Here is an 8,165-nt window from a genome sequence, read left to right as displayed (position 1 = left end):
TGCCAGCGCCGCGCGCGATGGATGCCGTATTCCACTTGAGGCCCGCATCATGCCAGAGATCGAAATTAAAGACATTCGCCCCGATGAGGCGTTCGAGCTACAGCGCGAGGATCCCAACGCGGTCATCGTCGATGTCCGAACGACCATGGAGTATCAGTACGTCGGCCATCCCGCGGGCGCGCTCCACGTGCCTTGGATGGAGGCGCCCGAGTGGCGCGTATTGCCGGACTTCGCCGAGCGCATACACCACGCGCTGCGGGGCGTAGGTCCGGCGGAGAACGTCACGGTGATCACGATTTGCCGCAGCGGCAAGCGCTCGCGCGCCGCCGCCGAGGCGCTGGCGGAGCACGGGTTTAAGCGGCTCTACAATGTCGCGGAGGGATTCGAGGGCGATCTCGACGCGCACAAGCGCCGGGGCAGGATCAATGGTTGGCGGCAACGGGGCTTACCTTGGGAGCAAAGCTAATCTTACGCGCACTTTTATGACGGGCGTGTGACGATCGTGAAAGCCATGAGCGATTATCGCATCGAAAAAGACAGCATGGGCGAGGTCCGCGTGCCGGCCTCGGCCCTCTACGGGGCGCAGACGCAGCGGGCGTTGGATAACTTCCCGATCAGCGGTTTGCCCATGCCGCGTGCGATCATCCGGGCGCTCGGACTCATCAAAGCGGCCGCGGCCCAAGCGAATCTCGCGCTCGGATTACTGGACGGAAGCATGGCGGAAGCCATTCGCAACGCTGCGCTGGAAGTGGCTGACGGGGAGCACGATGCGCAGTTTCCCGTCGATATTTTCCAAACCGGCTCCGGCACCAGTTCCAACATGAACGCCAACGAGGTCATCGCCCGCTTGGCCGGCGGCCGGCTCGGCGCGCCCGTGCATGCCAACGATCACGTGAACATGGGCCAGAGCAGCAATGACGTGATCCCGACCGCGATCCATGTCGCGGGCAGCTCGCAAGTCACCGAGGGATTGCTGCCGGCCCTGACGCATCTCGAAGCCGCGATTGCCCGGCGCGCCGAGGAGTTGCGCGCCGTTGTGAAGACCGGCCGCACCCATCTTATGGATGCGATGCCGGTGACGCTCGCTCAGGAGCTGGGCGGCTGGGCGGCGCAGATTCGCTTGGGTAGAGACCGGCTCGGCGCCGCGCTGGAGCGCTTGCGGGCCTTGCCGCTCGGGGGCTCGGCAGTCGGCACGGGCATTAACGCCCACCCGGAATTCGGCGCGCGCGTCGCGGCGATCCTGGCGGCGCAAACGGGCGTGCCGTTCGTGAGCAAGGACAATTTCTTCGAAGGCTTGAGCTCGCAGGATGCCGCGGTCGAGATGAGCGGACAGTTGAAAACCGTCGCCGTGAGCCTCATGAAAATCGCCAACGATCTGCGCTGGATGAACAGCGGCCCGCTCGCCGGTTTGGCGGAGATCGCCCTGCCCGATCTGCAGCCGGGCAGCAGCATCATGCCGGGCAAGGTCAATCCCGTGATCCCCGAGGCGATGTGCATGGTGTGCGCCCAAGTGATCGGCAATGACGTCACCATCACGGTCGCCGGCCAGTCGGGGAATTTTCAACTCAACGTCATGCTGCCGGTCATCGCTTATAACCTCTGCCAGAGCGTCGAATTGCTGGCGGCGAGCGCGCGCCTCCTCGCGGATAAAGCGATCGCGGGTTTTTCGGTCGACCGCGTCCGGTTAAACCAGGCGCTCGAACGCAACCCGATTTTGGTCACGGCCTTGAACGCGGTAATCGGCTACGAAAAAGGCGCGCAGATTGCCAAACAAGCGTACAAGGAAGGCCGCGCGGTGCGCGAGGTGGCGCGCGAGCTCACGAACCTTTCCGAAGATGATCTGGCGCGCTTATTAGATCCCGCGCAACTGACCCAGGGCGGGATCCGAAAGTAAGGTTTAAGCGAAAAGCCGTCCGAGGGACTAAGATTGTCACCTGCAGACAACGGAGCCGTTTCACGCCACTCATTGAAGACGCCGTTGAGTTGAGCCTCGGAAGCGGGGTCAGGTCTCAACTTATTAGTTTGCTTAGGGAACATAAGATACACAACCTAATAAGTAGAGACCTGACCCCGTGCCTTTTGTGGTCATCGGGGGGTATAAGAGGTGAAAGTCGCTACAATCTAAGTAAACGATAACCTCTGAACAAGTTCTGCTTTCTTGTACAATTTGCTGAGCCAAGGACTGCAGGAACAACGCTTGCCAAACATCTTCGTCAGTTACGCCCATGTCGATAACAAGCCGTTCTCCGGCGAGGAGAAAGGATGGGTTACCCATTTCGTCAATAATCTTCGCAACGAAGTTAACCGGAAGATGGGGCGCGAGGAAAACTACAGCCTGTGGATGGACTTTCGGCTCAAGGGCAGCGACGAACTTACCCCCGAATTAGAGAAACAGGTCAGTCAGGCAGATACCCTGCTGCTCTTTCTTTCGCCCGGCTGGCTTGCTTCGAAGTGGTGCCGGCGGGAACTGGAGATATTCACCGGTGCTCCGGCCAAACAACATTCCGGGCAAGTCTTCGTGGTAGAAGCGGATAGCTTGGAAACGACAAGAAAACCGGAAGTCCTACGCGATTGCTTGGGTTATCGCTTATGGGAAAAGACCGATGAGGACAGAATTCGCAAGCTGGGCTATCCGGTTCCTCGACCCGATTGGCAGGAACACTCAAAATACTTCACCCGTCTGTTTGACCTTTCGCAAGACCTCGCCAACAGACTTCAAGATATCGCGGGTGATGCCCCGGCTACTACTCCGGGAACCAAAGCCACCGTCTACGTTGCGTACAGCCGAACGAGGTTCTGGCTCACCGCCCGCTCGCCTTGAACAGTTTGGGCCTGGCTGGTGTAGAGCGAGTGCTCGGACGTTCGGGACGTAGCCCTCGCGCTCCGTCTCGTCCGGAGCCAGAAGCGGAACCGGTAGACAGCCGATCACCCGCCGGGGGTCGGCGAGATCGAGGAGCAGGGCTTGAGGGTAAGGGTTCAGGTCTTGATATATCATTATTCTGGTCTATGCAGACCTCATGGACAGCCCGCGCCGGTTGGAAATTCTGCTCTCCTAATTTCTTTTAGCCCGGCTACCGAACCACCGTGCTAGGATAGCATCAAAATCGATGTCCGGCTTGGTCCCACTCTTACTCTTGGGGATCCGGTCCGGGCGGGAAGTGCATTTATTTCAATAAGTCCTGGCTCGAAAGACCATGAACAATCGTAGAAACCTGAGAGACACGGTACTCGCGATCCTGCTGTCGGTAGCGGTGCTTGGCATGTATGGATGCAATACCGTCGAGGGGTTCGGCAGGGACCTGGAAAAACTCGGCGATAAGATCGAGAAAAAGGCCGAGCAAAAGAAGCACTACTAACCCATTAGCCGGCCCCCCCGGTACCTGAACACCCACATTCCTGTCCCTCGGTGCCGTGCCTATCGAACTCATGGGCCGATAGATTTACCTCCTGGGGATTCCTATTCATTATTCGCGCGGCGTACTCCAAGGATCGTGACTTCATCCCCGACCCGGAGGGTCTTGCCGGCCTCCGAGGGCGGGATCCGGGTATTGACGGCGAGGCGGTAGTAGTGATTGAACCGCGAGCGGGCGGCCCAGGCGGGTAAGGCCTGTTCGCGTTTCGTGGCCAGGGTTTTCTGGAAGCCCGCCTCCTCGATCCCGCTCCGCGGGTGGCGCGCCGGTACGACACAGCGCTGGCAGGGATTGACGCCCTCGAAAGTGACCGCCCCGGCGTTAAAATCCACCAGCGTGCCGGGCTCCCCGAACAGACGGTCTTCCCAGAATGCGGGGACACCGCTGATCTCGAGATTGGCCCGGAAACGAAGCTGCATATCTTGCGGTGTGGCGCCGGGGAACCAGGCGCTGACCGCCGCCAGCGTCGCCGCGCCGATCACGGTTGGTCCCGAGGCGGCCGTGTCGTCGGGGAAGCCGGCCCGCGGGTCCTGCCGGATCGCGACCGGTAAGCCAAAAAATCCGCCCAGCCACGCCGCCATCGATTCGAGATCCCGGTCGAGCCGGAAGCGCTGCGGCGCGCTCGTCCCTGAATCCGCAAGCGTGACCGTGTGTGTGTCCAGATCGAAGTGCGCGCGCAGCCGATGCACGTCGGCGAAGCGCTTGCCGTTTACAAACTTGCCTTGGGCATCCACGACGGCGAAGGCGCGATCGTGTTCAAGGCTCCCACCCGGGGCGATGCGCGTCTGCGCCACGGAGACGCCGTCGAGTGACTTGATCGGGTAGAGGGTGATGCGTTGAATGCATGCCATTGCGGCGGTTTTAATGGCGTTCACTGGTATATTACCCAGCCGCTTGTGGCGGACACTCTCTCAAATCCCGATATTGCTGAGCGCAACCATGATGTCGTTCAAAATGGCCGTCGCCCGGGGATGCTCGACCTCGAAATGCCGGATCGCTCCTTGTACATTGGCGATGAGATCCTCGTGCCGGGTCTGGTCATCTCGATTTTCCAATTGACTTTCGATGTCCGTAATAAGCTGGTTTAGCCGCTCTACCGATTCCGGTTTCCCCGCATCGAGATCGTTCACTTGTTCCCTCAACCTTTCGAGATGTTCCCGCAAATCAGTTTCAGACATGTTAGTTAACCCTTTTTTCTAGCATCACTACCCGGCCATCGTGGAAATTCGTACGTGCCCTAGTTTAACCCATCCACTATGAGCTCGATCTGTCCGCTGCGATGCGAGCCATCGTAGCGGCTGGGAGAGAACCCCAGCGAGAAGCGCCGCGAAACATCTAAAAACGCCGTACGTCACGTACTGAGGATAGTGCACGCAACAGACGAACACCGGGCGTCGCGGAGAACGGTCAGTCTGGCCGCTTGTTTTCTCAGGCCGCATCCGGCGCGCGGTGGCTTCGGGTGTTACAATGCAACTGTGAACGCCGGTACCGAGACGACCGAGTTTGATGCGCAAGAGATCGCCTTGCGCGGCCTGATTTCGGGTATCGCCGGCAAAGAAGAAGCGGCGCTGTCCGCGCTCTACGATGCGACGACAAGCCGCGTTTTCGCCTTGGCCTTGCGGATAACGGGACAACGGGATGATGCCGAAGAGGTTACGGAAGACGTCTACATGCAGGTTTGGCAACGCGCCAGCGCCTACGATCCCAACCGCGGAAAGATCATGACCTGGCTGTACACGATCTGCCGCAGCCGCGCGATTGATCTGCTACGCCGGCGTAATCCGGCGGAGATCTGCCCGTCGTCCGAGATGCCGTGCGAGGAGGCGGATATAGCCGCCGATCCGTTGGATGCCCTCTGCGGACTTGAGGAACATAACCTCGTGCGCGCGGCGCTCGAGGCGCTTAGCGTGAACGAGCGGCAAATGTTGGTCCTGAGGTACTTTAAGGGGTTCAGCCATCAGGAAATCGCGGATTACACCGCGACGCCGCTCGGTACCGTGAAGATGGTCTTGCGGCGGGCAATGCAGCTTATGAAAGAGCAATGGCCATAGAGGCGCTTGGAATGTGGCCTCGGCGAGAACATTGGGGTGCGGCTCAAAAAGCGCCCGGTGGTGTAAGTTATGAACGACGATAATCTATTCGATATCGAGCTATTCACGCAATGGACCGATGCGCTGGCCCCGGTACAGCCGCCGGCCGGCTTGCGCGAGAGGATCATTGCGCGCGTGCGCGCCGAGCATCCGCTCACGCAGCTACGCACGATACGCTCGGCCGAAGGTTGGATGGACTTCGCGCCCGGGATCCGATTCAAGATCCTGCACCGGGATGAAAACGGACGCGCCAATTCCTTGCTGGCCCGCCTGGACGCCGGCGCTATCGTTCCGCCGCATCTTCACGCCGCCAATGAGGAATGCCTGGTGTTGGAAGGGGAGATCACGTACGGAGATATCACCGTCCGGGCGGGGGACTACCACTTTGCGCCCAAGGGCGCGGCCCACCCCGCACTCACCACGCGTGCCGGCGCGCTGATCTTCTTGCGATCCGGGATGGGCGAGTCCGTGCCGGAGTTTTCAGCAGCACGCTGATTTACGCCGGCCCGGCGCAGATGTCGCGCTGGCGTATCGTGGCTGTCCTCGCCCCCGGCGCCTTGGCGTCACTCGCCGCCTTATTTATTGACCCGATCCCGCAGGATCCCGACTACCATAATTTCGCCGATCAGCGGGTCTTCTTTGAAATTCCGCATTTCGGCGATGTGATCACTAACATTGGCTTCATGCTGGCCGGTTCGATCGGATTGGCGCAGTTGCTATCTCCAGGCCGCTTGAGCGATGCGTTTGCAACGGACCGCGAACGCCGCGCTTGGATCGTATTTTTCCTTGGGATCCTGCTCACCGGGCTGGGATCGGGCTGGTACCATCTGCAACCGGATAACGCGCGACTCTTCTGGGATCGGCTGCCGATGACCCTGACGTTCATGGCGCTCGTGAGCGTCATTGTCAGCGAACGTATCGACGCGCGTGTGGGCGTGGCGCTGCTCGGGCCGTTGGTTCTGGCGGGGCTCTCGAGCGTCGCGTGGTGGGATTACACCGAGCAACAAGGCCGGGGGGATTTACGCTGGTATGGCATGGTGCAATTCTATCCCATGGTCGCCAGCGTGCTGATGCTGCTGCTGTTCCGGAGCCGCTATACCCGCGATGATTGCTATTGGGTCCTGATCGCCGCCTACGCGGCGGCCAAGATCGCGGAGCATTTCGACATCGAGATGTATCGTCTGAGCGGTTGGCTGAGCGGCCACAGCCTCAAGCATGTCCTGGCCGCCGGCGGCGCGTGGGCGTTGTTGATCATGCTCCGGCGGCGCTCAGTAGCGAACGCTGGAACGAAATCAATATGAGAAAACACCAGCTCGACGGCTTGCGTTTTGTTTTATTCCTGATGGTCTTTGCCACCCATTACGCGCCCAACCCTTTTCACGTGGGTTACCTGGGCTATGCGTTACCCGTTTTCTTCGTGATGAGCGGTTTTCTCATCACCAACGTGCTTTTGTCCGCCGATCACCCGAGCTTGCTCACCAATCTCAAGGTTTTCTACACCCGAAGAATTTTGAGGATATGCCCAGCCTATTATCTCGTGGTATTGCTATTGATCGGCATGGAAGCACTCACCTACCCGGCGTACTATCTCGCCTACCTTTTCAATATCAAACTCTTTGCCCTGAGCCTGAGCCCGAGCGCGGCATTCTACGAATGGTTCTTACAGGGTTGGCGCAATGAATCGATGCATCTCTGGTCCTTGAGCGTCGAGGAGCAATTTTATATCGTCTATCCGCTGCTCCTCTACATCACGCCCCCGCGCTATCGGACCACGATGTTGTTTTCCGTGCTCATCATGAGCATCGCGGCGCGTTTCTGGTTCATGTCTCGTTATCCGAAATCGTTCTACGGGACACTCTTGCCCGTGTGCGCGGAATATTTCGTCTGGGGATGTATTTTCTCGTGGCTCGAGTATCAACAACGCCTGCCGCGGTTCTCCCCGCCCTGGACGCTGAGCCTCTCGGTGATTGCGATAATGAGTTTGATCGGCGTCGAGTTTTCTCTGAGCCAAGGTGGCTTTCTACAATTCTCGACCTCTCACTACCAGACGCCGATTGCATTGAGTATGGGATTCTTTGTTTGGGGCTTGTGGTCGCTGCCTGAGTCGCACCTCGTGGTGCGCGTGCTAAGCTTCGGACCCTTCGTGTACTTCGGCACCATGAGCTATACGCTCTACCTGGTGCATCTGATTGCCATGAATTTGTTCAACTCCCTCGATCTCAAGCTTCCGCTGCCCCAGCACATCGGCGTTGTCGCCGGGGGCTTTGCGATTTCACTCCTCATGGCGGCTGCGATCTGGCATTGGTATGAGAAACCGATCTACGCCCTGCGGCGTTACTTGCCATATCGTTGAGGCGTAGAGGATAATCATCGCGCTCACGGGTGTACATGAGGTAGCCGACGAGCATTTCATCATCGCTATCGAGCCCCCACCGCACCTCTTTTGCGGGATCCGGATTGACGGGATTCTGCTCGGAATTATCGAATTCCGCGCGCGCGACGATCCGGGTTCCGGCCGGGATCTCTCGCGGTGTTTTGAGACGATAGAACGTCTGCCAGCCGAACGAATAATTCGGCACCGACAGCAACCGCTCCGACCGGCCGTCCGGGAAATGAGCCACGTAATCGAAGTGCCGGCCGCGATAGTGCATATGGGGATACAAGC

Annotated in this window: 11 protein-coding genes; 8 read left to right on the top strand and 3 right to left on the bottom strand. The window is 59.3% G+C overall.

Annotated features, from left to right (window positions below; translation table 11 throughout):
* Positions 1-49: 49 nt before the first annotated feature.
* From M3436_17345 to M3436_17330, 4 genes are all read left to right on the top strand, one after another.
* Positions 50-466: a rhodanese-like domain-containing protein gene (locus M3436_17345; GenBank protein ID MDQ3565787.1), complete on the top strand. Its 417-nt coding sequence runs from the start codon at positions 50-52 to the stop codon at positions 464-466.
* A 45-nt stretch (positions 467-511) separates the two neighbouring features.
* Positions 512-1,894 (top strand): class II fumarate hydratase, encoded by a 1,383-nt coding sequence (locus M3436_17340; GenBank protein ID MDQ3565786.1) that lies wholly within the window; start codon positions 512-514, stop codon positions 1,892-1,894.
* Between the two features lie 264 nt (positions 1,895-2,158).
* Positions 2,159-2,821 (top strand): toll/interleukin-1 receptor domain-containing protein, encoded by a 663-nt coding sequence (locus M3436_17335; GenBank protein ID MDQ3565785.1) that lies wholly within the window; start codon positions 2,159-2,161, stop codon positions 2,819-2,821.
* 373 nt (positions 2,822-3,194) lie between these two features.
* A complete protein-coding gene (locus M3436_17330) occupies positions 3,195-3,356 on the top strand; it encodes an entericidin A/B family lipoprotein (GenBank protein MDQ3565784.1) in 162 nt (53 codons plus the stop codon).
* A gap of 101 nt (positions 3,357-3,457) precedes the next feature.
* Here the strand turns inward: M3436_17330 and M3436_17325 are convergent, their stop codons facing one another.
* Both M3436_17325 and M3436_17320 read right to left on the bottom strand, forming a co-directional pair.
* On the bottom strand, positions 3,458-4,285 hold the full coding sequence (locus M3436_17325) for an MOSC N-terminal beta barrel domain-containing protein (protein MDQ3565783.1): 828 nt from the start codon (positions 4,283-4,285) through the stop codon (positions 3,458-3,460).
* A gap of 36 nt (positions 4,286-4,321) precedes the next feature.
* The gene (locus tag M3436_17320; protein MDQ3565782.1) at positions 4,322-4,588 is read right to left on the bottom strand and encodes a DUF4404 family protein; all 267 of its coding nucleotides are present in this window, start codon (positions 4,586-4,588) and stop codon (positions 4,322-4,324) included.
* Between the two features lie 297 nt (positions 4,589-4,885).
* On the opposite strand from M3436_17320, the gene M3436_17315 reads away from it, so the two are divergent.
* The 4 genes from M3436_17315 (at position 4,886) to M3436_17300 (ending at position 7,853) form a co-directional block, all read left to right on the top strand.
* Positions 4,886-5,461, top strand: a complete 576-nt coding sequence (locus M3436_17315; protein MDQ3565781.1) for a sigma-70 family RNA polymerase sigma factor — start codon at positions 4,886-4,888, stop codon at positions 5,459-5,461.
* Positions 5,462-5,530: 69 nt separating this feature from the next.
* On the top strand, positions 5,531-5,995 hold the full coding sequence (locus M3436_17310; GenBank protein ID MDQ3565780.1) for a cupin domain-containing protein: 465 nt from the start codon (positions 5,531-5,533) through the stop codon (positions 5,993-5,995).
* A gap of 20 nt (positions 5,996-6,015) precedes the next feature.
* Entirely contained in the window at positions 6,016-6,801 is a 786-nt protein-coding gene (locus tag M3436_17305; GenBank protein ID MDQ3565779.1) for an alkaline phytoceramidase, read from the top strand.
* Positions 6,798-7,853 (top strand): acyltransferase, encoded by a 1,056-nt coding sequence (locus M3436_17300; GenBank protein MDQ3565778.1) that lies wholly within the window; start codon positions 6,798-6,800, stop codon positions 7,851-7,853. The genes M3436_17305 and M3436_17300 overlap by 4 nt, the downstream gene beginning before the upstream one ends.
* Here the strand turns inward: M3436_17300 and M3436_17295 are convergent.
* On the bottom strand, positions 7,780-8,165 hold a 386-nt coding region (locus M3436_17295; protein MDQ3565777.1), incomplete at its 5' end, for a hypothetical protein. The two genes, M3436_17300 and M3436_17295, sit on opposite strands and share 74 nt — an antisense overlap.

This window comes from Pseudomonadota bacterium (genome assembly GCA_030859565.1).
In the GTDB taxonomy this organism is placed as follows: Bacteria; Pseudomonadota; Gammaproteobacteria; order JACCXJ01; family JACCXJ01; genus USCg-Taylor.
The sequence above is the reverse complement of the archived record's forward strand: the minus strand, read 5'-3'. Positions and strand labels throughout refer to the sequence as shown.

Coding starts and splice junctions, on each gene's coding strand:
- M3436_17345 (MDQ3565787.1), top strand. CDS start 50: ATGCCAGAGATCGAAATTAAAGACATTCGCCCCGATGAGGCGTTCGAG.
- M3436_17340 (MDQ3565786.1), top strand. CDS start 512: ATGAGCGATTATCGCATCGAAAAAGACAGCATGGGCGAGGTCCGCGTG.
- M3436_17320 (MDQ3565782.1), bottom strand. CDS start 4,588: ATGTCTGAAACTGATTTGCGGGAACATCTCGAAAGGTTGAGGGAACAA.
- M3436_17300 (MDQ3565778.1), top strand. CDS start 6,798: ATGAGAAAACACCAGCTCGACGGCTTGCGTTTTGTTTTATTCCTGATG.
- M3436_17310 (MDQ3565780.1), top strand. CDS start 5,531: ATGAACGACGATAATCTATTCGATATCGAGCTATTCACGCAATGGACC.
- M3436_17330 (MDQ3565784.1), top strand. CDS start 3,195: ATGAACAATCGTAGAAACCTGAGAGACACGGTACTCGCGATCCTGCTG.
- M3436_17305 (MDQ3565779.1), top strand. CDS start 6,016: ATGTCGCGCTGGCGTATCGTGGCTGTCCTCGCCCCCGGCGCCTTGGCG.